At 36.3% G+C, this 22,240-nt stretch carries 20 protein-coding genes, 1 tRNA gene and 2 pseudogenes; 7 read left to right on the top strand and 16 right to left on the bottom strand.

Going from position 1 to position 22,240, the window contains the following annotated elements; translation table 11 throughout:
- Nucleotides 1-113: 113 nt before the first annotated feature.
- On the bottom strand, nucleotides 114-1,406 hold the full coding sequence (locus tag PCY10_RS08245; RefSeq protein WP_117276531.1) for an adenylosuccinate synthase: 1,293 nt from the start codon (nucleotides 1,404-1,406) through the stop codon (nucleotides 114-116).
- Nucleotides 1,407-1,761: 355 nt separating this feature from the next.
- Between PCY10_RS08245 and PCY10_RS08240 the strand changes: the two are divergent.
- Nucleotides 1,762-2,463, top strand: a pseudogene (locus tag PCY10_RS08240) (glutathione biosynthesis protein GshAB); the annotation flags it as partial.
- An 86-nt stretch (nucleotides 2,464-2,549) separates the two neighbouring features.
- Here the strand turns inward: PCY10_RS08240 and PCY10_RS08235 are convergent.
- The 8 genes and pseudogenes from PCY10_RS08235 to PCY10_RS08200 all read right to left on the bottom strand — a co-directional run.
- Nucleotides 2,550-3,107: a GNAT family N-acetyltransferase gene (locus tag PCY10_RS08235; RefSeq protein WP_021002334.1), complete on the bottom strand. Its 558-nt coding sequence runs from the start codon at nucleotides 3,105-3,107 to the stop codon at nucleotides 2,550-2,552.
- 814 nt (nucleotides 3,108-3,921) lie between these two features.
- Complete coding sequence (locus PCY10_RS08230) at nucleotides 3,922-4,659, bottom strand: ABC transporter permease (RefSeq protein ID WP_003077680.1); 738 nt, start codon at nucleotides 4,657-4,659, stop codon at nucleotides 3,922-3,924.
- Entirely contained in the window at nucleotides 4,656-5,552 is an 897-nt protein-coding gene (locus tag PCY10_RS08225; RefSeq protein ID WP_003077741.1) for an ABC transporter ATP-binding protein, read from the bottom strand. Before PCY10_RS08225 ends, PCY10_RS08230 begins: the two co-directional genes overlap by 4 nt.
- Nucleotides 5,545-5,805 carry a hypothetical protein gene (locus tag PCY10_RS08220; RefSeq protein WP_003077691.1) on the bottom strand — a complete coding sequence of 87 codons (261 nt, stop codon included), beginning with the start codon at nucleotides 5,803-5,805 and terminating at the stop codon, nucleotides 5,545-5,547. Before PCY10_RS08220 ends, PCY10_RS08225 begins: the two co-directional genes overlap by 8 nt.
- Nucleotides 5,795-6,877 carry a radical SAM protein gene (locus PCY10_RS08215; RefSeq protein ID WP_021002333.1) on the bottom strand — a complete coding sequence of 361 codons (1,083 nt, stop codon included), beginning with the start codon at nucleotides 6,875-6,877 and terminating at the stop codon, nucleotides 5,795-5,797. The genes PCY10_RS08220 and PCY10_RS08215 overlap by 11 nt, the downstream gene beginning before the upstream one ends.
- Nucleotides 6,864-7,856: a radical SAM/SPASM domain-containing protein gene (locus tag PCY10_RS08210; protein ID WP_021002332.1), complete on the bottom strand. Its 993-nt coding sequence runs from the start codon at nucleotides 7,854-7,856 to the stop codon at nucleotides 6,864-6,866. The genes PCY10_RS08215 and PCY10_RS08210 overlap by 14 nt, the downstream gene beginning before the upstream one ends.
- 262 nt (nucleotides 7,857-8,118) lie before the next feature.
- Nucleotides 8,119-8,973: an Rgg/GadR/MutR family transcriptional regulator gene (locus PCY10_RS08205; protein WP_021002331.1), complete on the bottom strand. Its 855-nt coding sequence runs from the start codon at nucleotides 8,971-8,973 to the stop codon at nucleotides 8,119-8,121.
- A 276-nt stretch (nucleotides 8,974-9,249) separates the two neighbouring features.
- A pseudogene (locus PCY10_RS08200) lies at nucleotides 9,250-9,498 on the bottom strand (alcohol dehydrogenase); the annotation flags it as partial.
- Between the two features lie 310 nt (nucleotides 9,499-9,808).
- Between PCY10_RS08200 and PCY10_RS08195 the strand changes: the two are divergent.
- From PCY10_RS08195 to dusB, 4 genes are all read left to right on the top strand, one after another.
- Nucleotides 9,809-10,627 carry a hypothetical protein gene (locus PCY10_RS08195; protein WP_009567837.1) on the top strand — a complete coding sequence of 273 codons (819 nt, stop codon included), beginning with the start codon at nucleotides 9,809-9,811 and terminating at the stop codon, nucleotides 10,625-10,627.
- An 18-nt stretch (nucleotides 10,628-10,645) separates the two neighbouring features.
- Nucleotides 10,646-11,917 carry a toxic anion resistance protein gene (locus PCY10_RS08190; RefSeq protein ID WP_021002330.1) on the top strand — a complete coding sequence of 424 codons (1,272 nt, stop codon included), beginning with the start codon at nucleotides 10,646-10,648 and terminating at the stop codon, nucleotides 11,915-11,917.
- Between the two features lie 208 nt (nucleotides 11,918-12,125).
- Nucleotides 12,126-12,998 carry an Hsp33 family molecular chaperone HslO gene (gene hslO / locus PCY10_RS08185; protein ID WP_006269717.1) on the top strand — a complete coding sequence of 291 codons (873 nt, stop codon included), beginning with the start codon at nucleotides 12,126-12,128 and terminating at the stop codon, nucleotides 12,996-12,998.
- Complete coding sequence (dusB, locus tag PCY10_RS08180; protein WP_021002328.1) at nucleotides 12,985-13,956, top strand: tRNA dihydrouridine synthase DusB; 972 nt, start codon at nucleotides 12,985-12,987, stop codon at nucleotides 13,954-13,956. The genes hslO and dusB overlap by 14 nt, the downstream gene beginning before the upstream one ends.
- 70 nt (nucleotides 13,957-14,026) lie before the next feature.
- Here the strand turns inward: dusB and PCY10_RS08175 are convergent, their stop codons facing one another.
- From PCY10_RS08175 to PCY10_RS08165, 3 genes are read right to left on the bottom strand one after another with little or no spacing between them, the layout of a single operon-like run.
- Nucleotides 14,027-14,467: a GNAT family N-acetyltransferase gene (locus tag PCY10_RS08175; RefSeq protein WP_301558980.1), complete on the bottom strand. Its 441-nt coding sequence runs from the start codon at nucleotides 14,465-14,467 to the stop codon at nucleotides 14,027-14,029.
- Nucleotides 14,468-14,513: 46 nt separating this feature from the next.
- Nucleotides 14,514-16,943, bottom strand: coding sequence for an ATP-dependent Clp protease ATP-binding subunit (locus tag PCY10_RS08170; protein WP_021002326.1), 2,430 nt, complete (start codon nucleotides 16,941-16,943; stop codon nucleotides 14,514-14,516).
- Between the two features lie 3 nt (nucleotides 16,944-16,946).
- Nucleotides 16,947-17,408, bottom strand: coding sequence for a CtsR family transcriptional regulator (locus tag PCY10_RS08165; protein ID WP_003077510.1), 462 nt, complete (start codon nucleotides 17,406-17,408; stop codon nucleotides 16,947-16,949).
- A gap of 258 nt (nucleotides 17,409-17,666) precedes the next feature.
- Here PCY10_RS08165 and PCY10_RS08160 point away from each other — a divergent pair, with 258 nt between their 5' ends.
- Complete coding sequence (locus PCY10_RS08160) at nucleotides 17,667-18,017, top strand: hypothetical protein (RefSeq protein WP_009567828.1); 351 nt, start codon at nucleotides 17,667-17,669, stop codon at nucleotides 18,015-18,017.
- A 75-nt stretch (nucleotides 18,018-18,092) separates the two neighbouring features.
- Here the strand turns inward: PCY10_RS08160 and tsf are convergent, their stop codons facing one another.
- Together tsf and rpsB are read right to left on the bottom strand one after the other, a co-directional pair.
- On the bottom strand, nucleotides 18,093-19,136 hold the full coding sequence (gene tsf, locus PCY10_RS08155) for a translation elongation factor Ts (RefSeq protein WP_021002325.1): 1,044 nt from the start codon (nucleotides 19,134-19,136) through the stop codon (nucleotides 18,093-18,095).
- Nucleotides 19,137-19,218: 82 nt separating this feature from the next.
- Entirely contained in the window at nucleotides 19,219-20,001 is a 783-nt protein-coding gene (rpsB, locus tag PCY10_RS08150; RefSeq protein WP_003074779.1) for a 30S ribosomal protein S2, read from the bottom strand.
- A gap of 297 nt (nucleotides 20,002-20,298) precedes the next feature.
- Between rpsB and PCY10_RS08145 the strand changes: the two genes are divergently transcribed.
- A tRNA-Cys gene (locus PCY10_RS08145) sits at nucleotides 20,299-20,369 on the top strand.
- Nucleotides 20,370-20,643: 274 nt separating this feature from the next.
- Here the strand turns inward: PCY10_RS08145 and PCY10_RS08140 are convergent.
- A complete protein-coding gene (locus tag PCY10_RS08140; protein WP_021002324.1) occupies nucleotides 20,644-21,429 on the bottom strand; it encodes a hypothetical protein in 786 nt (261 codons plus the stop codon).
- A 206-nt stretch (nucleotides 21,430-21,635) separates the two neighbouring features.
- Nucleotides 21,636-22,172, bottom strand: coding sequence for a transcription termination/antitermination protein NusG (nusG, locus tag PCY10_RS08135; protein ID WP_003074879.1), 537 nt, complete (start codon nucleotides 22,170-22,172; stop codon nucleotides 21,636-21,638).
- Between the last annotated feature and the right edge of the window lie 68 nt (nucleotides 22,173-22,240).

Genomic DNA, 22,240 nt, shown 5'->3' with positions numbered 1-22,240 from the left:
GATGATTTTAGTATAACCTAGCCAGCTTAAAATTAACTTAAGAGAGAATCATTCTTTAAATTTTTTTATTGCGTCAATAAAAAGCGAGCCGAAACCCGCTTTGTTTGCTTCTATTACAAACTTGACCAAACACTTTCCAGGATGTTTGTCTGTTCACGACCAGGACCGACAGAGAAAGTAGAAATACGAACACCAACCAATTCACTGACACGGCGGACATAGTTGCGAGCATTCTCTGGCAACTCTTCTAAACTGCGAACACCTGTAATATCTTCTGACCATCCCGGCAATTCTTCATAGATTGGCTTGCACCGTTTGAGCTGCTCCAAACTAGCTGGGTAATAATCAATGCGCTCACCATCTAAATCATAAGCGACACAGATTTTAACTGTATCAAGTCCCGTCAAAACATCAATTGAATTGAGAGAAAGATTGGTAATTCCAGATACACGGCGGCTATGGCGCATCACAACTGAGTCAAACCAACCAACACGGCGAGGACGTCCTGTTGTCGTTCCATATTCATGGCCAACTTCACGAATGCGGTTGCCTACTTCATCAAACAATTCTGTTGGAAATGGTCCATCACCAACACGACTGGTATAAGCTTTGCAAACCCCGACAACTTTGTCGATTTTACTTGGCCCTACTCCCGAACCAATCGTCACACCACCTGCAACAGGATTAGATGACGTTACAAATGGATAAGTACCTTGATCGATATCTAGCATCACTCCCTGCGCCCCTTCAAAGAGCACTCGCTTGCCTTGATCAAGAGCATCGTTCAAGATAACAGAAGTATCTGTCACGTATTGTTTAATTTGCTGACCATATGCATAGTATTCCTCAAACATATCGTCAAATCTGATAGCTGTGCTGTCATAGAGTTTTTCAAACAGACGATTCTTCTCAGCCAAATTACGCTCTAAACGTTCTCTGAAAATATCCTTATCTAGCAAATCTGCAATCCGAATTCCGACACGAGCGGCTTTGTCCATGTAAGCTGGTCCAATTCCCTTAATAGTCGTCCCGATTTTATTATCACCTTTTGCTTCTTCTTGTAAGCGGTCTAACTCAATATGATAAGGTAGGATAACATGAGCACGATCTGAAATCCGAAGATTATCCGTCGTAACACCTTCTTCGTGCAAATAAGTCAATTCACGTACCAAAGATTTTGGATTAACCACCATTCCATTCCCGATAACAGAAATTTTATCTGGGAAGAAAATACCTGACGGAATCAAGTGCAATTTATACTTTTTACCGCCAATTACAATGGTATGACCCGCATTATCTCCGCCTTGATAACGGGCAATGACTTCGGCATTGGCTGAAAGGAAATCTGTAATCTTTCCTTTTCCTTCATCTCCCCACTGGGTCCCTACAACAACAACTGATGTCATAATCTTGTCTGAGCTAAGTGCTCGTCCTTTCTTGTCTACATGGCAGGAGTCTCACCCGCAATTATATCTTACACTTTATTATAAGAAAAATTCCTTCTTTTTTCAAGATAAGACCGCCATCGTTATTTGCAAATGACGAAGTTTGAACATCTCACCTTTGTAAAATCTGTATCTTATCTAAAATTATGAGCATTTTCTTTTAAAAAAGTTCGGAAAACGTAGTAGACATTTGTCTTCTAAGCATTTTTATAATAGACTAAAAAGATTAGAAAACAAACAGGTATTTACCATGAACATCAATCATTTGTTAGAAAAAATAGCAGTAGATGCTCCTATTCTACAAGCTACTTTCGGAAAGGACAAATCGATTGTCATCAAGCCTAAATCCACTAACTTCGGTTTAGGAATTTCTATTTTTCAAGAGCCTACCAATCTAGACAGTTCCCAAAAAGCATTGGAAATTGCCTTTTTAGAAGACAGCTCTGTCCTTGGCGAGGAATTTATCGCAGAAACCGAGTACTGCTTTTTCGTCCTAGATGGCAAATGTGAGGCGGTACTCCTACGTTTGCCAGCCAACGTTAGAGGAGACGGTCGACACACTATTCGAGAATTGGTCGCTACGAAAAACGCCAATCCCCTGCGCAGTCGAGATCACCGCTCTCCTTTGGAAAGAATCAAACTAGGAGAGATCGAGCTATTCATGCTAGAACAGCAAGGTTATAAAGCAGACGATATCTTACCAAAAGGAGTTCAAGTCTTTCTCCGGTGCAATTCTAATATTTCTACTGGCGGAGACTCAGTAGATGTGACTGAAATCATGCACACTTCCTACAAGGAATTAGCGGCAGAAATGGCAACTGCTATGGGAGCTTGAGTTTGTGGCGTGGATTTAATTATCTCGGATAGCACGCTTCCAGCCAGCAAAAAAGAGTCCAACTGCACCTGCATCGAACTCAATTTCAAGCTATATATATACATGCACACCTATTGTGCAGAAGGACCCGGTCAAAGCATTACGCCTAACATTTTAGCGAAACTTTTCCCAGAAATTTATTAAACTTTATACCACAAAAAACGAGCATAAATAGCTCGTTTTTTATATATAGCAATGAAAAATTTAAAAATTTTGACGGGGCTTCTCAGCTACTCCCAGTCTCTTCCATGACCGTGTTTGATTTCAAATTCAAAATAGCCATCTTCTTGAATCTTTTTGAAAATGTCCCGATAGGCTTCCTCATCAAAAAACGCTCCTTTATAAAGGATTTCAAAACTTAAACCGTCGTATTCTAAGTAGGCATGTGAGGAGCGAAAACCATTTCTCTTGTAAAAATCCATACGGGCTTTTCGCTGTTCCAGATTATCACAAGGCTCATCCAGCCGTTCTACTTCTAAAATCATGGTTCTTTGATAAAAATCCACCAACTTATCAATAATTTTGCCACCATAACCGTGACTGCGCAAATGAGGCATAATCGCAAAAAAGCTGATATAAAAGGCTCTTTCATTGTAAACCGAAAAGGCAAAACCGACAAATTCATCACCGTCATAAAAGGCAAAGAAATGAGAATATTCCCCATCTCCATAGCGTAGCAACTCAGATAGCGGTGCACGCTCCTCCTCAGGAAAGGCTTCTGTATTGAGTTGTTCTACTTTTTCTAAATCCGGAAATTCGGCTGTAATAATTTGACTAGTTAAGGACATCGCTTTCCTCTTTCTAAGCCGTTTTTCTTTTATTTTACCAAAAATTAAGATATTTGAGAACTATTGGACAGAAATATAAAGTGCGACTAAAACGCCCTTTAAATTTACTCATTTTTATAATATAGTCATTCAGTTTATTTTTAGTACGTTGTTAACTCACCTTACCTAACTCCAGTTATGCCTGTGAATCATTGTCCAACACTAAATTAAAACTGAAATTCTTTTTGATAACTAGTTGTTTCCCAAAGATAAAATTTTGTTTAACATATCTGCAAATGTTTCAAAAGATGTTGGAAAAACCAAACCTGAATAAAATAAAAAAATTGTGTTCAGAAAATTCAATAATACGGATACACGTTTAAATTTTTCTGTTAACTTTATCACTCCCATATAAAACACTAAAAATAACACTAAATTAATTGACACAAACACAATAGCGCCAAATATACTCATTTTAGGAAATACAAAATGAGTGCTACTACCAAAAACGTTTGACACAAAAAGTGAAATAATAAAGAGTATAGAGGACCAAACTAGATAAGCTACAATACGTCTCAAATATATTCGCTTCACTTTATACTTACTTGTTATTAAATTGTCGTATTGACTGGTTCTAATCTCATATTCTAACTCCTCATTTGCTAATAATGTAATATTTGTTACTAGAAAGTAGATATAAAAATACAAAATATTTAATAATGTTTGGCCCGAAAAAATCATGATGATCCCTACAATAAATATCAATGTATAAATAGCATCACAAAGGCTATCAAATTTGTATTGTTTTCTATAATAAAAATATCTCTTTAACTCGTTAAACATGAAAAATATTTCCCTTCTTTTTTGCCATTTTTAAAAATATGTGAAACAGTACAAAACCAATACTCCAATAAACCACACCATACCATAGTATTATAAGCACTTCAGTAATTGATGGACGGTGAATGAATTCTCTTAATGTATAGAACGGAAAAATGTGTCCAAGTATTCCCAAAAAGCCATCAAATGGTTTTAAGATTCCTGTAAAAAAGAGAATGAAATATGATAACAACGATGTAAAACTAGATGTCCTATTCAAAGTCAAGCAAAAACTAGAAAGACAGAAACCTAAACCGTATAATATTAAAATAACTAACAGACAAATTAATACAATAACAAAAATCTCTACTATAGAGGCTGGAAATGTTATATCACTTAAAAATGAGAGTATCAAAAAAATCGGTATAGCCTTTATCAAATCTATAAGTATTTGAACAAGTATTTTAAAAAGCAATACATGCACAACACTTTTTTTACTTTGAATAACACTAATCAATGTCCGATCATAAATATCATCTTCTATAAAAAATGTTGGATGTGTAATACTATGGCTAGTAAAATACCAAGTAAAGAGAAGACAAAAAAGAGTAAATTTATTCTGAGACTCTTCAAAATAATGCAGATAAGATGAAACCATAATGAATATTGAAAAATTAGCAAAGAAAAGATTAAATTTAAATTGCATCGTCTCTTGTATCTGTCTCAAAAATTCTCTCTTTACATCTTTCATCATTTAGATAAAACCTCGTATAAAATTTCTTCAATATCCTGTTCTATTTCCTCAAATCGGACAATATCTGTTTCTTTTAGTAAGCGGTCTTTTACATCTTTCTCTTGAGTTTGTATAATCATTTCCTCATCTTGTATAACATAATGTAAATTCTGAAATGATCGCTCAATTATATTCTGAAAAGAAAGAGGTAAAACAATTTCATATTTTTTCCAAGTATTTTTGCGACTGAAAACATGCTCAAAACTATCATCCTTCTTAATTCGACCATTATCCATTACCAAAACTCTACTAGAAATATCTCTCGCAAACGAAATATCATGTGTAGTTAGTAGAACAATCGTATTCTTGCCCTTACTCAATCCTAATAATATTTGAGCTAATTGTTTTTTTGCAATCACATCTAATCCATTTGTCGGTTCATCTAGACAAAGAACCTCTGGGCGACACAACAGAGCAATAATTAAAGATAGCTTTTGTCTAGTTCCTTGAGAAAGTTCTGAAACAAGTGTATCAGCGTGTTGTTGAAAATCCAACTTCTGAAACAAAACCGCAATGTTTAAAGCTAAATCACTTCGGGAGGCTTTATTGAGTTTGAGAAAATAGTCAATATTTTGATTAGCTGTAAGATAATCGTAGTATCCTTTACCGCTTTCTAGGACAAATTTAGTGACTTGGTGAATTTTAGGAGAAAAATTGGAGTAACCGCAAATATTCACCTGCCCTTCATCTTGTAGCAACAAACCTGAAATAGTCTTGATAAAGGTAGACTTCCCAGCTCCATTAACACCTAAGACAGAAATAATTTCTGATTTAGAAGCTGTGAACTGTGGAATATCCAATACTACTTTTCCATGAAACACCTTTTTTAGATTGCTTATGCTAATGTCAGTCATTTAGTATAACTCCTAATGATATTAAGTTTTCTAATATAGTTTTTGATATCTGTTCAACATCTGATTGATTAATATTATATTTTTTCATGATCAAAATAGAGAACTCTTTTTTTTGATTTATATTATTAATAAAATCAAAATATACCTCAGATAATTCATACAAATCCCCATTTAGTTTATTATATAATATAGTCTTTTGAGAACTTTGAAAATTTGGCTCAAATCTAACAAACCAATTTTTACTAATTTTCATGTAAAATACACCTCTTATCATAATTTAATTGGGATACATAGGCTAACGCATAACAACCTCCGCCACAATCCTTAAATAATGCACATGATTTACATTTTTTATTTTCAGACCATGATGCTTTATTTAACTCTTTAACCCCTGAATTCCAAACTTCATCAAAGGTATCAGACAGCAAATTTCCCATTTTATGAGTTTCATCATGCAAGAATGGACATGGGTAGACATTCCCCTGCATATCAATTTCGAACTCTGTTTTCTGTGCTGGGCAGTACATGGGAGAATCATATTTTAGGTTATGTTTGATAGCATATGACCATGGATGGCAAAATGGAGAATTTTGAAAACAAAGTCCTTTCTTACTATACTTAGTAATTATTTGGTTATAATGTTTAGCATAAATTTCATCTGAAACCAACAATCGTTTGCTAGTTGTAAATATTGTAGACAGCTGCACTTTGAACAAATTATGACATAAACAAAACTCCATAATTTCATCTAACTCATTTACATTTAACGAACTTATTACAGTATTGACCAATAAATTTTTATATTTTTTCTCTTTACATTGTTTCACAAAAGAGATAATTCTTTCTAGTGGATCCTTATCGATTATATTAGGACGTAGCTTATCAAAATTTTTTATTGAATCAATGCTAATTTGAATTGATGAAAACTTACTTAAATTATTAAGAATATAATTTCTACTTTGCATGTTAATAACCCCTGTTGTATGTAGTTTAACTAATATTCCTAAATTAGTAAGATAATCTACAATTTCCGAAAATTGTGGGTGAAGAGTTGCTTCGCCACCAGTTAAATATACTTCAAAGGGCAGTTGGGGTAACTTTTGGAAAATCAATTTTAAATTATCAAAATCAACATAATCATTATCTTTATAGACAAAACAATAAGGGCATCGAAAATGGCAAGCATTTGTTAGCTTAAGTCCGATTTTAAGTGGTGCACTAACTTTTTCATTGGTATCTGTTTTTACTTTAGTATATATATAATAAGGTAAATCAAAATCATTACCTAAATCTTGAGAAATTTTCAATAAATTATTGTTTTTCATTAAATACACACCTTTTGTAACTAAATGCAATCTCAGGATATGACTTAGCATAGGCAAATCCGGGACAAGATTCTACCAAACTACAGTTCATACATTTTAAACCTTGGTTTGAATGTTCTAATACATTTTTTTGTATAGTATAATCATTTGCTTCCAGTTCTTCAATTGTATTTTCATATATATTACCTACTTTCAGTTCTTTATAGATAAATTGATCCATAAAATGAAATATGTCTCCTCTACCATCAATTGTCCAATGCAATAAATCTGTATTAAAACGTTGAAAATAGGTGCTTTCTTGAGTATAAGTTGCCTTTTCTGAGAGGACTTCCATAGGGTAAATTACCGTTAAATTCATTTGGCTCTTACGTTTAGCATGCATTTTTTCAATTAATTTCCCTTTATGTAAATATTGAGTATAGTCTACTAACGAAACTAGCTTTTTTCCTCTTCTCAATGGATAAACTGGAGAAATTGAAAAAGAAGTTATACCTATGCTATCGACTAGCTCATAAACATCAATCACTTTTTGAAAATCATCAGAACCACGTTGCTTTTTATAAGTAGTTCGAAGACCGTCCAAACTGACTTGAATAAAATCTAAATCCCCAAACAAGCTGGATAATTTTTTTATTGATTTTTCAGAAAATAAAACTGCATTCGTAAACAATTCAACTATGGGGAAATTTTTCTTAGCATAGCCAAGAATATCCAACCAATGTTCATGTACTAAGGGTTCTCCCCCTGTAATGGTTATATGAAGTGGATTTAAAATTTTTATTTTATTTAAAGCCGCAATGATTTCATCAAATGAATGATTTATTGTCAGATTTTTTCCAGCCCAACAATGAGAACACCTTTGATTACAATTTTCAGTTATTTTAAAACCAACATATACTGGTTTTATAGCATCTGTAAAGAAAATATCATTTTGAATATAAAGACTATTCCAATTTGTCAACCATAAACGTTCATCCATGTTTAATTTCCTTTTTCTTTTACTATTGTGTAATTAAAAGGGTAGGAAGAATACGATCCTACCCTTATTTCTAGTGTCCGTGAGCTTTTGAACTATCACGTGTCAGTACAGCAACACTTAAATCAACTTTCTTGACTGATAAATCAAGCTTCTGATTTGGCTTCATATCAAGTTTCATGACAATATACTCCTTATTTGATAATTCAATTATACTTCTATCCACTTTAAATAAAATAAATTCCCACATATGCTTCACAAAGGACTATTTTAATAGTTTCGTCAAATGGATATCAAAAGTCTCTGCTAATCCATTACTCCCAGCTAATTTTAAAGCTGCAATATACTTTTTCATTTCAATAATTGAACGTGTATCATTTGTTTTCTTCAACTTGTACAATTCTTTTGCATATTGAAATACTAACCTTTCATAAATTTCTGTCTCAATAAAGAAGCAAGCCTTTAACTGTTTTTCAAAATAAACAGCATCCATTAACTCGCATCGTTCTATGCATGTGATGTAAGAGTTTAAGAGCAACGTAGATATAATTCTACGATTATTAGGAATTTCTTTATAAAAATCCGAACGTCTAACCATTTCTCGGGATAATACCATAAAAGTTTCATGATTAAAAACATCTAAAGTATTTGCGAAAAGAAGTATTTCATAGTTTCCCCAAAATTCTACACTAAATAAATAATCTATTAGATGTTTGATATCCTGTTCTGACACACTATCTTCTCCAGATATATCTTGAAGTTTAATTTTAATTAAAATAATATTTAATTCATGAAATATTTGATGTTCAGGAATCTTTTCTTGTTGTTCAATCAATAACTTTTTCAAATTCAATATATCTCTTGTTGTAATATATACTCTAATTCTTTCCAACAATTCATTTAGTTCATCTCTACGAAAATCATGTACAGCATACATAAATTCATCAATTGGCATATTTATTACCTGCAATGCTCTCATAAACTTTGTAATTGTTAAATCAGTTTCTCCACGTTCAAATCTAGATAATTGAGACTTTGATAGACCATGTTTCGCAACGTCTTTTAACTTTATTCCTCTAGATTGACGAAATTTTTTAAAAATTTTTCCAAAATGAGTCATTTTAAACCTCCAGCTTCATATACGGGAATTTTTTATAGTATCTTTAACAAAATTATATCATAGAAAGAAATGAATGGAGGTGAACTTTATGAAATCTTTTAAGATGACTTCTCTTTTGCTTCTTGTTTTAGAGGGAATTCTCGTAATTGTTGTAGGATAAAAAAGAGACAAATTTTTTAAAAATTCAAATAATCCTGCAAGACGATAGTCTCAGTCTATCAATTATAGACATAAAATAAAACGAACTACCCCAAAAATTCAGTAGTTCGTTTTATTTTACATCACAATCATAGCTTTAATCGTTTTTCTATCAGCCATATCTTTGTAGGCTTGGTCAATGTTTTCCAATTTGTAAGATTAAGTGAAAACTTTACCAGGATTGATTTGGCCGTCTAGAACTGCTTTTAACAAGACTTCTTTATCATAAGTTGTACAAGAAGCAGGTCCACCAGCCATTGCCAAGTTGACCATCCAATAGTCACCAATATTGATGTCTCCTGTATGTGGCACTCCGACACGACCAACAACCGCACCTGGACGCGCAACCTCTCTGACCTCCATTTTTCCTGGTTCTACAAAAACTGCTGCTTTCATCTTATTGTTCCTTTCTCTATTAAAAAGATGATGCTCCACATTCATCAAAAAATAAACTATTTACAATTTTATTATATACCTTAGAGTTAACTCGAAGTCAAGAATTTTTTGAAAAATCTTGCTAGCCTCTGCTTATACTCAACTAAACTTTTTATCAAACATATCGTTCAGTACCGTCTTTTATACATTTTTATGCTAAAATAGACTTAGAAATTTCAGAAGAAACAGGATTAGATATTTTATGCCCAGAAGAAATTATAACAATGTACGTTCTAGAAGATGGATCGGTATACTGCTTATTCTTATCGCAGTTGGTATTATTATACAGTACCTCATTCCAATCCTTCTTTCCATCGGCATAGGCTACGGAATTTACTACTATGCAACTCATAAACCGAAAAAAATCACAGAGCCAAGCGCCAGTCAGCAAATTGAAGATTTGAAAAAGGAAATCAGGGCTGCAGATAGTCGAATCAAACAGTTGGACAATTATCTGAAAGAAAAATCTTATGCAAATTACCAACAATTAGCTGATCAGCTCTTGCCTCAATTGAGTTATATTCAAGGCCGAGCCAACACCTTAAAAAAATATATCTCGCCTGAAATTTACCAGCGAATTCAACGGAAAGTGCAAAATGTAACAACAGATATCCATGAGCAACTACACAATCTTCACGCTCAAACTTCCGAAAGTTTAAAACCAAACTTGGAGGAATTAGCACCTGAATTACTTGAAACTATTCACAATATTCAAATCGACCACGAAGCGATTCTCAAGAAAATTTCTCAGTCAGAAAGCAATAACAAGGAAGAATTAACTGCGATCCATCAGTCTCAAATGGAGCATTATGAGGATATTTTGGAAGGCTACCTAAAAATCAAGACCTCACCGAAAGATTTTTATAATGCAGAAGAACGACTTTCTAGCGCCAAAGCAGCTATTGAGCAGTTTGATTTAGACTTGGATGAAACACTCCGTCAACTCAACGAAGCGGATCTACGAGATTTTGATATCAGCTTGAGGATTTTAAGTAAAAAAGAACCCAATACCGAACTATAACCATCAAAAGGAGACCTTATGAGCCAAGAATTTAACTTTGACATCGACAAAATCGCTAATAATGCCATTTCCAAAACAGACAGAACTACTGAAATCATCGAATCAACCGAAACACAAGCAAACGGACAGATGAACTTTTTGGAGAAATTAACTCCTGAACAACAAGATGCGATCATAGCAAAAGCCCCTCAGCTGGTAGATAACTTTATTTCCGATCAAAATACTCTTTTAGATTTTGGGCAGGCTGCAGTCGAAGAAGTTAATAATACTGTTAATCGCATTTTAGCCGAACAAAAGAAACTTCAAATCCCACAAGTAGATGAATTGTTAAAAAACACCAACAAAGAGTTAAATGGTTTTGTTGCTAAATATAAGGATACTCAAATTGCAGAACTAGATAAAAAGCCAAATTTTTTAGAAAAACTCTTTAAACAAAGTAAGAACACCTTACAAGAGTTCTATTTTGATTCACAAAATATTGAGCAAAAAATGGATAGCATGGCTGCCACTGTCGTCAAGCAAGAAGATCTGCTCGCACGCAATATCGTTTCTGCTGAAATGTTAATTGAAGACAACACCAAATCCATTGAAAATCTAGTCGGTGTCATTTCCTTCATCGAAGCCACTCAAAAAGAAGCTGGTGCGCGTGCCTCGACTCTTCAAAACGAGGTGGCACAATTAGATACTGCCACTCTCGATTACCAAACCAAATCACAAGAATTGGCTCGCTTAACTGAGGTTGTGAATACATTGGAACAACAACATACAGAATACATCAGCCGTCTATATGTCGCTTGGGCCACTACCCCGCAAATGCGTAATCTTGTAAAAGTATCTTCTGATATGCGCCAAAAACTTGGCATGCTCCGTCGCAATACCATTCCGACTATGAAGCTCTCTATCGCTCAACTAGGGATCCTGCAACAATCAATGAAATCTGGTCAAGTAGCAGATGCTATTTCTAATGCCAACAATGCAGCGCTGCAAATGCTAGCTGAAACCAGCAAAGAAGTCATTCCACAAATGGAGAGGATTTCCCAAAATCCAACAATCGCTGTCGAATCCGTCACCAAATTAGCTGAAAGCTTAGTCGCTCAAAACCAAGGAATCATCTCTGCCATTGATAAAGGGCGGGAAAAACGCGCTCTCCTTGAAGCAACTGTAATCAAATCCGCTGAAACCATTAATGACTCTGTTAAATTACGCGACCAAAAAATTATCCAAGCTTTGCTAGATCAGGGAAAAGAGAGCCAAAAAGAAGTGGATAAACCGACTACAAGTGAAACATAACGAGCTGAAACATGAACGTAAGACAAAAATAAACTCTTGTGGTATGCTGTTTCATCCAAACAAAGTAACAGTATACAGCACTAACTCTTTGCCATGTAAATAATGACCAACCTCGTTAATGGTGCGGGGCAGGACAACAAAATCACTTTCTTACGAAATACTGATTTTTGTCCCGCTCCCTTTTCTTTTTTATGTTACAATAAAAGGTATGGATAAGATTATTAAAACTATTTCAGAAAACGGAGCTTTCCGAGCTTATGTACTAGATAGTACCGAAACTGTTCGAACAGCTCAGGAAAAACACCAGACCCTTGCTAGCTCAACCGTAGCGTTAGGTCGCACACTCATTGCCAGTCAAATCCTTGCCGCAAACGAAAAAGGAGATACAAAAATCACCGTCAAAGTACTAGGGACAAGCTCTCTTGGTGCGATTATCACCGTCGCAGATACAAAAGGTACTGTCAAAGGCTATGTGCAAAATTCCGGTGTGGACATTAAAAAAACTGCAACAGGTGAAGTGTTGGTTGGACCATTCGTTGGAAATGGCGAATTTCTCGTTATTACGGATTATGGAACTGGAAATCCCTATCATTCTATGACTCCACTCGTTTCTGGTGAGATTGGAGAAGACCTTGCATTCTATCTAACAGAAAGTCAACAGACTCCTTCAGCCATTGGCTTGAATGTACTACTAGATACCAACGACAAGGTCAAGGTTGCTGGCGGATTTCTCTTGCAAGTTCTCCCTGGTGCCAAAGAAGAAGAAATCACCCGCTTTGAAAAACGAATCCAAGAAATGCCTGCTATTTCAACACTTTTGGAATCAGAAAACCATATTGAAGCCTTGCTTTCAGCTATCTATGGCAACGAACCCTACAAACGCTTGTCAGAAGAAGAGCTCCGCTTCCAATGTGATTGCAGCAAAGAACGGTTTTTAAATGCCCTCTCAAGCCTACCTAAGTCAGATCTTGAAGAAATGCGAGATGAAGACCACGGCGCTGAAATCACTTGCCAATTCTGCCAAAGCACATATCATTTTGACGAAAAAGACTTGGAGGAACTCATTCGTGACAAATCTTAATACCCCTTTTTTGATTGGTGATGTAAAAATTCCCAACCGGACTGTTCTTGCTCCCATGGCAGGCGTCACCAATTCAGCTTTTCGGACAATTGCAAAAGAGCTTGGCGCAGGACTTGTCGTCATGGAAATGGTCTCAGACAAAGGCATTCAATACAATAACAAAAAGACACTCCATATGTTGCATATTGACGAAGAAGAACATCCCGTTTCCATTCAGTTGTTTGGGAGTGACGAAGATAGTTTGGCGCGCGCTGCCGAATTTATCCAAGAAAATACTCAAACAGATATTGTGGATATTAATATGGGCTGCCCCGTCAATAAAATTGTCAAAAACGAAGCTGGAGCAAAATGGCTCAAAGATCCAGAAAAAATCTATTCTATTATCAATAAAGTTCGTTCTGTTCTAGATATTCCGTTGACCGTGAAAATGCGTACTGGTTGGGCAGATGCCTCACTAGCTGTGGAAAATGCTCTTGCAGCTGAAGCTGCTGGTGTGGCGGCTCTTGCTATGCACGGTCGTACACGCGAGCAGATGTATACTGGGCATGCTGATCTTGAAGCCCTCCACAATGTTGCGCAAGCCTTAACCAAGATCCCTTTTATTGCCAATGGTGACATTCGTACCGTGCAAGATGCTCAACAGCGTATAGAAGAAGTGGGGGCAGATGCAGTCATGATCGGGCGTGCTGCTATGGGCAATCCGTATCTTTTTCATCAGATTAACCACTATTTTGAAACAGGAGAAATCCTGCCTGATCTCAGCTTTGAGGATAAAATACAAGTCGCTTACGATCATTTGAAACGTCTAATTGACCTCAAGGGCGAGCATATCGCTGTTCGAGAATTTCGGGGGTTGGCACCTCATTACCTTCGTGGAACGGCAGGAGCTGCCAAGCTTCGTGGCGCTATTGCACAAGCTAATAGCCTCGTAGAAATTGAAGCATTGCTCCAAGTCTAAATATCAGAAAAACACCAATCATCTGGGAAATTATTCCTAAATGGTTGATGTTTTTTATTAGTCATTTCTACTAGGTATCCAGCCGAACCATTTCAATCCTTGCCTGATTGCGATAAATGAGATCTTCTCGAACAGAGAATCCTAATTTCTCCCAAAACTTGCTTCCTTCTTCATTCCTTTTAAAGACAACCAAGGCAACCTTATGAATTTTCAACTCATCTAAGACAGTTAAAACTGTTTCAACCAACTGTCGAGCAATCCCTCTCCTACGGTAATTCGGGTGAACAGCTGTATGATAGATATATGCCCTTCGACCATCAAAACCAACTAAAATCGCTCCAATAATTATTTGATTTTCTACTGCTACCAGACAAGTTTGAGGGTTCCTTTTTAGAAACTGTGCAATCCCCTCCTTAGAATCATCCAAATGATTTAAGCCCATACCTGCACATGACAGCCATAATTGGTAAACTTGATCGTAATCTTCTTCTATCATTTCACGAATGTTCATATTAAAACACCTTATCTACTCCCTGATGAATGCTTCGAATAGAAACTCAGAGCACTTCAAACTTCAATTTTCCAGCCTTGACACCGACTTTCAAGCTTTGCCCCATTTTTAACTCACCTGATAAAAGTAATTCTGATAAATGGTCTTCCACTCGAGTTTGTAGAATTCGACGCAATGGACGAGCTCCCATTTCAGGATCATAGCCCTCTTGAGCTAGAAGCTTCAAAGCACTCGGTTGGAATTTGAGTTTAATTCCTTTTTCTGCAAGACTAGAAATGAGCGGTTGCACCATAATTTTCACCACTTCCTGCATGTCTTCGCTAGTCAAACTGTGAAAAACAACCTTTTCATCAATTCGGTTAATAAATTCTGGACGATAAGCTTTCTTTAGCTCTTCCATCATTCGTTTTTCCATATTTTCATGATCAAAGCGAACATCTCTTGCTCCGAACCCAACCGTCTTATCGTCCCGTAAACTTGTCGCACCAAGATTGCTGGTCATAATGATAATAGTATTGGAAAAATCTACCTTACGGCCCTTGCTATCCGTCAGAACCCCGTCATCTAGGACTTGGAGCAGCACATTGAAAATATCAGGATGAGCTTTTTCCACTTCATCAAAGAGGAGCACAGAGTAAGGACGATTACGCACCTTTTCAGTTAATTCTCCCCCTTCTTCATAACCAACATAGCCTGGAGGTGCTCCATTGAGACGACTAGCAGCAAATTTCTCCATGTATTCGGACATATCAAAACGAATTAACGCTGTTTCGTCATCAAAGAGAACTTCTGCCAAAGCCTTAGCTAGCTCAGTTTTTCCGACCCCAGTTGGCCCTAAGAACAGAAAGGAGCCAATTGGACGCTTGCTAGTGCGGATACCGGATTGATTGCGCCGAATCGCTCGACTAATAGCAGAAATTGCTTCATTTTGTCCAATGACCCGCTTGTGCAGTTCCTTTTCTAAATTGAGGTATTTCTTCGCATCTGTTTGTGTCAACTTTTGCACAGGAATACCTGATAAACTGCTGAGTGTTGCTAAAACATCCTCGTCTTTCACCCTTAATTTATAAACAATTGGCTGACTCTCTTTCTCCAACAACGTATCAACTTTGTTCCAATCGCCTGCCATTAAAGCCTCATCTGCTGCACTCAATTCTGCTTTTACGTGATTTTGCGGGCTTTTATTTTGTACCCTTGCAGCAGCTTCGTCTAGCAAGTCAATCGCTGAGTCAGGTAGATGTTTACTAGTCAGGTAACGATGCGCATACTTAACAGCCGTCTCAATTGCCGAATCCGTAATCACGACCTTGTGGTGATCTTCATAACTTTTCTTGAGTCCCTGTAAAATAGCAATGCTGTCAGCTACCGTTGGTTCTTCAATAGTAACCTTGGCAAATCTTCGTGAAAGAGCTGCATCTTTTTCGATATATTTTTGGTACTCTTCTTGTGTTGTTGCACCGATCGTTCTGAGCGTTCCTTTAGCCAAAGCCGGCTTGAGAATATTTGCTGCATCTAATGTCGAGTCAATCCCGCTGCCAGACCCCATAATGGTATGAAGCTCATCAATGAAGAGAATAACATGCCCATCTGCTTCAATATCATTGATAATATTGTTCATCCGTTCTTCAAAATCACCACGAAAACGAGTTCCAGCCACCACATTCATTAAATCTAGCTCTAAAACTCTCATCTTTGCAAGCTCATTTGGAACTTGACCATCTGCCACACGTTGCGCCAAACCCAGAGCTAATGCTGTCTTCCCAACTCCTGCATCTCCTACCAAAACCGGATTGTTTTTTGTCTTACGACTTAAAATCTGAAGTATGCGAGAAATCTCTTTATCCCGCCCAATGACCGGTTCTAAAAGGCCCATATGAGCCATTTCAGTTAGATCACGAGTATAATCTTCTAGTCCGCCACTGGTTGCAGGAGGCATTCCCATCATATTAGCCATCGTTTGTCTTGTTGCTGCAGCACTTTTATTTAGGTGACGAATAGCCTTTAAATCCTCTTTATTCCAGCTGGCCTTATGCTCTAAATTTTTCCGCAGATCTGTCATGCGCAAAACGCCTTCTTTATCTTCGTAACTAAAACCAATAAATTCAAGAATACGCGCTGCCAAGCTTCCTCGGTCAAATAACATAGCTAGCAATATATGCTCTGTCCCAAGATTATTAGCATGAACCGCCCCTGCAATTTGTTCAGCAGTCAAAAATAGCACTTTCATGCGATAAGAAAACGGCCAAATAGTAAAGTCTCCCTCTTGTTGATAGACTTTCCCCGTGATATGAAAAGCTGCCTTTTCAAAATCATCAATTTCAAGTGGGTAATCATTTAAAACTGAACCAGCAACACTATAAGGATTATTTGCCATAGCAATCAACAGCTGCCAAGACTCTAAATAATCCGTTTCAAAATGACTTGCTAATAACTGTGCTGATTCAATACTTTCTGTCAAAGCTTTTGAATATTTCATATATTAGTTTTTCCCTTTTCTATCAACTTGCTGTAAAATTTTCTTTAACATCCGCGCACGAATCTGTGCAGCATTTGTCCCCAATACCCTGTCTGTTGTCGTTGCTAAAAGAAGGTTCCCTTCTCGTTCTGTCATGATCTGTTCATCAAATAACAGCTGAATAATATCTGTAAAGACCTGATGGCTAATCTGCTCACCAACGCTATGCAACAAATCACAAAGCAACTCATGGTGATTGGAAAATTCAATTCGACCAATCCGAATGTAGCCACCTCCACCACGCTTACTTTCAACAATATAGCCACGACTTTCTGTAAATCGTGTCTTTATTACATAGTTTATCTGACTAGGAACAACTTGAAAAACATCTGCAATCTCACTTCGCTTCAACTCTGCAATTCCTGCCTGCGCCAAAAGAGTTTTAATATATTCTTCAATACTATCTGATGTATTTTTACTACTCATGCCAACTCCTTCCCTTTAGACCTCATTCCAAAAATCATATCTGCAACTGACATTGACTATCTTTGACTAATATTATACCGAAATTCTTCCATTTTTGAAAGAGAAAGCGCTAAATGAAAAACTGAAAAGTCTGATTATTCAAGCAAGTGAAAAAGCTTATCTACTAGTAACAATTTAAGTGTAAACGCTTGCCTTTTAATTTTAAAGCGTTATAATATAGATGAAAATTTGACGATATCAATAAAGGAGGCCAAATGAATGAAAATGGATTGGTTCAAATATACACGTCATGTACTGGTTTGGTGGTTTTCAACTTTGTTCTTTTTTACAATTATTTCTGCTAACTATGTAGATGTTCAAGTCGCTACATTAGTCGCCTGTTTGTTTGCCCCGTTTTTATTTGAACCGTCTTCAATAAAACCAAAAACAAAATGGATAATTGATTTAGCCATCATTGTCATCAGTGTCTTTGCTGTTCTTTTTACACAAACTTACCGAATCGCTTTTACCTACTCCGAAATTACTTATCTACTCATCTCCTTGATTATTTTAATCCTTATCGATTTAGTTATTTCTCACAAGGGATTCACTAAAAGAATTGTAAAATAGTAACCGCAGCTAAAAAAGGTTAGAGAACTTCATCTGTTCTCTAACCTTTTGTTTGTTATTACATAATTGATTAACTTAGTTTTGTCCAAGTGCAGCAGCCATCGTAGCAGCTACTTCTGATTCAAAATCATTGGCAGCTTTTTCAATACCATCACCCACTTCAAAACGTGTGAAGCCAGCGATTGTAACACCTTGACTTTCAAGGAATGCTTCAACAGTTTTGCTGTCATCCATAATATAAACTTGAGCTAAAAGTGTATATTGTTGGTCGACTTTTGTGTTATCTAACATAAAGCGATCCATCTTACCAGGGATGATTTTGTCCCAGATTTTTTCTGGCTTACCTTCAGCCGCAAGACCTGCTTTAATATCTTCTTCAGCTTGTGCAATCACTTCATCTGTCAATTGAAGTTTAGAACCAAATTTGTAGTGTGGAAGTGCTGGTTTACCAACCATTGCACGGCTTTCATTGTCTTGGTCAATTTTATGGTTCATTTGCGCCAATTCATCATGGATAAATTCTTCGCTCAATTCTTTGTATGAAAGAACGGAAGGTTTCATAGCGGCAACGTGCATTGCTACATGTTTTGCAAGATCTTCGTCACTACCTGAAAGAACAGTAATAACTCCGATACGTCCACCATTGTGTTGGTATGCGCCAAATACTTGATCATCTGCTTTTTCAACAACTGCAAAACGACGGAATGAAATTTTTTCTCCAATTGTAGCAGTTGCACTAACATAAGCAGCTTCAAGCGTTTCTCCTGAAGGCATTATCAAAGCAAGTGCTTCTTCATTGTTCGCTGGTTTGCCTTCTGCAATCACTTTAGCCGTTTCGTTTACTAATTCAACAAATTGAGCATTTTTTGCTACAAAATCTGTTTCTGAATTCACTTCAACGATAGCAGCGATATTGCAACTCACATAGACACCAGTCAGTCCTTCAGCAGCAACACGATCTGCTTTTTTAGCAGCTTTTGCCATACCTTTTTCACGTAGCAATTCGATTGCTTTTTCGATATCGCCATCTACTTCTACAAGTGCTTTTTTAGCATCCATGACACCAGCACCAGATTTTTCACGCAATTCTTTTACAAGCTTAGCTGTAATTTCTGCCATTTTGATCCTCCAATTAAGATATTACGATTTGATTGAATAAAAAGGGGAGGGCTAGGCCCCGCCCCATAGGTTCGTTACTTGATTATTCGTTTGTGCCTTCAACAACTTCAACGATTTCTTCGATAGAATCAGCTTGTGTATCAGTTGCAGCTAATTCTGCTTCTACTGATTCAACGTTATCTTCACCTTGGCGCCCTTCGATAATCGCATCAGCCATTTTCGCAGTGATTAATTTAACAGCGCGGATAGCATCATCATTTGCTGGAATAATCACATCAATGTCATCTGGATCTGTATTTGTGTCGACCATCGCAACCACTGGGATACCAAGCTTCTTAGCTTCTTTTACAGCGATTTGTTCTTTATGTGGATCAACAACGTACATTACGTCTGGGATGCGAGGCATTTCTTCAATACCACCCAAGAATTTTTCAAGACGAGCGCGTTGTTTGTTCAAAAGAGCGACTTCTTTCTTAGGAAGCACGTCAAAAATTCCGTCTTCTTCCATGCGTTTGATTTCTTTCAAACGAGCAACACGTTTTTGGATCGTTTCCCAGTTGGTAAGGGTTCCGCCCAACCAACGGTGATTGATGTAGTATTGACCTGCACGTTCTGCTTCATCTTTTACAGCATCAGCAGCTTGCTTTTTGGTACCAACAAACAAGATAACCGCATCGTTAGCAGCAGCATCACGCATAAAATCATATGCTTGATCTGCAAATTTTACAGTTTGCTGAAGGTCAATTACGTGGATACCATTACGTTCTGTGAAGATGTATTTCGCCATCTTAGGGTTCCAGCGACGAGTTTGGTGACCAAAGTGAACACCAGCCTCAAGAAGTTGTTTCATTGAAATTACTGCCATGAGTAAGATCTCCTTTTTGTTTTTTTCCTCTTTCAGATTTCAACTTGCAAAATCACCCGTAGGCAACAATTTCACAATTCATCTGAAATGAGTATTTGCCGATTACACGACATCTACTATCATATCAAAAGTTCTTCTATTTTACAAGAGGTATTCTACTTTTTTATAGTCTTCTCAATCTCCATCCGTTTATTCTAGAGTTTAATCTTAGGTGATGAAGCGCTACAATTTTACCGAGAGAAACAAATCTACACTCTTGACGAAAACGATTTTTTACGATAAAATAATAAAAGTTGTGGCGGTATAGCCAAGTGGTAAGGCACGGCTCTGCAAAAGCTTGATCGTCGGTTCAAATCCGTCTACCGCCTTTCAATACCTGACTTGTCAGGAATCAACCGAACAAAAAGCCTGTAAAATCAGGCTTTTTGTTTTACTTTGAAACTAATCTGGGAATAAATTTGAGGCTATCTATTTGGTAACACTTTATTTTGTTTATACATAAAAAGCGGACATTACTGACCGCTTCTATATTATTCACGTAATTCTGTACGGATTACTTACTGTAATAGCTGACTAAAGTTCATTTCATTTCCTTTTCCTATCTCTACAAGGCAACTTATATGTAAAAATTATACTCTCAATCTACAGTACCCCTTCTAATAAAGTTGCAAGGTCATATTTGTATGCACTCATTCTATCATAGATTTGTTTTTGCCATTCTTTATCAAGAGTTCCATCACTATTGACAAAAAAGTTAGCATCCATATAACGAATAATCATAAATTCAGAAGTCTTTTGATCAAAACCGTTTCCACGACTGAAATCTATTCCCTTCCCTATATTTTTAGTAACAATCGCTTCAAATAAAGGTAAAGTAATTTCATTACAAGGAACCTTCATATCAGGAATATCCCAAAATGACTTTTTATCACTTTTGTACAGTGCAAGATTTGAAATCGTACCATTTGTTACACATTGTACTCTACGAATATCTTCAATACTAATTTTATGCTTTGAGCCATAAATAATACCACTAGCAATACGGATTTCTTTTTCTTTCATGCTAAAAGCCAGTATTATATCAAGATCCCTTAGGTTATTTGGGAAATCTTTTGTAAGTTTACTTGCTGCAAAAGCCAGTAGGATTGCTTTCGTTTCCAAAATGTTATGGCCATTATTGTAAATGGTGGTATCTGTATCAAATTCAGCCATATTCTTTCCATTTTTATCTCGAAAAATGAGATTATAACTTGAATTAGAGTTACAATAACGAAGTGACAAGATAGTAGAAACTTTGTCAAATGAAATATTCAGATTTTTCTTTTCACTTTTTGCATCTAGATAAGAAAAACCATCATTTCTAACAATGACCGTACTTCCATTCTTACGGTTCAATTTGACTTCTTGATTTTCAAAAATAGTCTTCACAACTTCTCCTTAAAGATGATTTTTTGTTCTATCAATCCTTATTCTAACATTTTCAAAGAATTATGTATTCGTTTTCAATAACTGGAAATCTATCATTATCAAGAGCATAAGCTCTTAGAGAGAATATTAAAACTTGCAAGTAAGCTAAAATAGCATATAAAAAGAGTGGAAAATTTTTCCCAACCCTTTTTATGTTTTTCAAGGAATTATAGCTCTGCAATTTGGCTGAGATTAACTTCTGCAACCGTGTCATTGCCAAACATAGAGATAATCATTTTTACCTTGCTATTATCAATTTCGGTGATTTTACCTGTATAATCTGCAAAAGCTCCATCAATGATACGCACAGTATCGCCAACTTTCACATGAATATCGAATTCTTGAACAGTTTGGCCCATTGAAATCAAGATTTGGCGAATTTCTTCTTCCAAGAGCGGAGTTGGTTTAGAGCGGTTCCCGTGTGAGCCAACAAATCCTGTTACATTCGGTGTATTCCGCACGACAAACCACGCTTCATCTGTCATCACCATTTCTACCAAGACATAACCTGGAAAACGATTTTCTTCAACTTCTTTCGTTTTTCCATTTTTCTCTACTTGTACCGTTTGTGTTGGGATTTCCACGCGCAAAATGTTTTCCAACATATTGTAGGTTTGCGCACGTTGCAAAAGATTTTCTTTTACTTTATTTTCATAACCCGAGTAGGTTTGCAGAACAAACCAGCCTTTATCAAAACTGTCCATGAGTTCTTCCTTTCCTAAATAAAAAAGCCTGTGGGCTTCGGTTTCTTTCTAGCCCTATTATACCATAA

The sequence above is a fragment of the Streptococcus sp. SI1 genome (assembly GCF_030439945.1).
GTDB classification, from domain to species: domain Bacteria; phylum Bacillota; class Bacilli; order Lactobacillales; family Streptococcaceae; genus Streptococcus; species Streptococcus intermedius.
The sequence above is the reverse complement of the archived record's forward strand: the minus strand, read 5'-3'. Positions and strand labels throughout refer to the sequence as shown.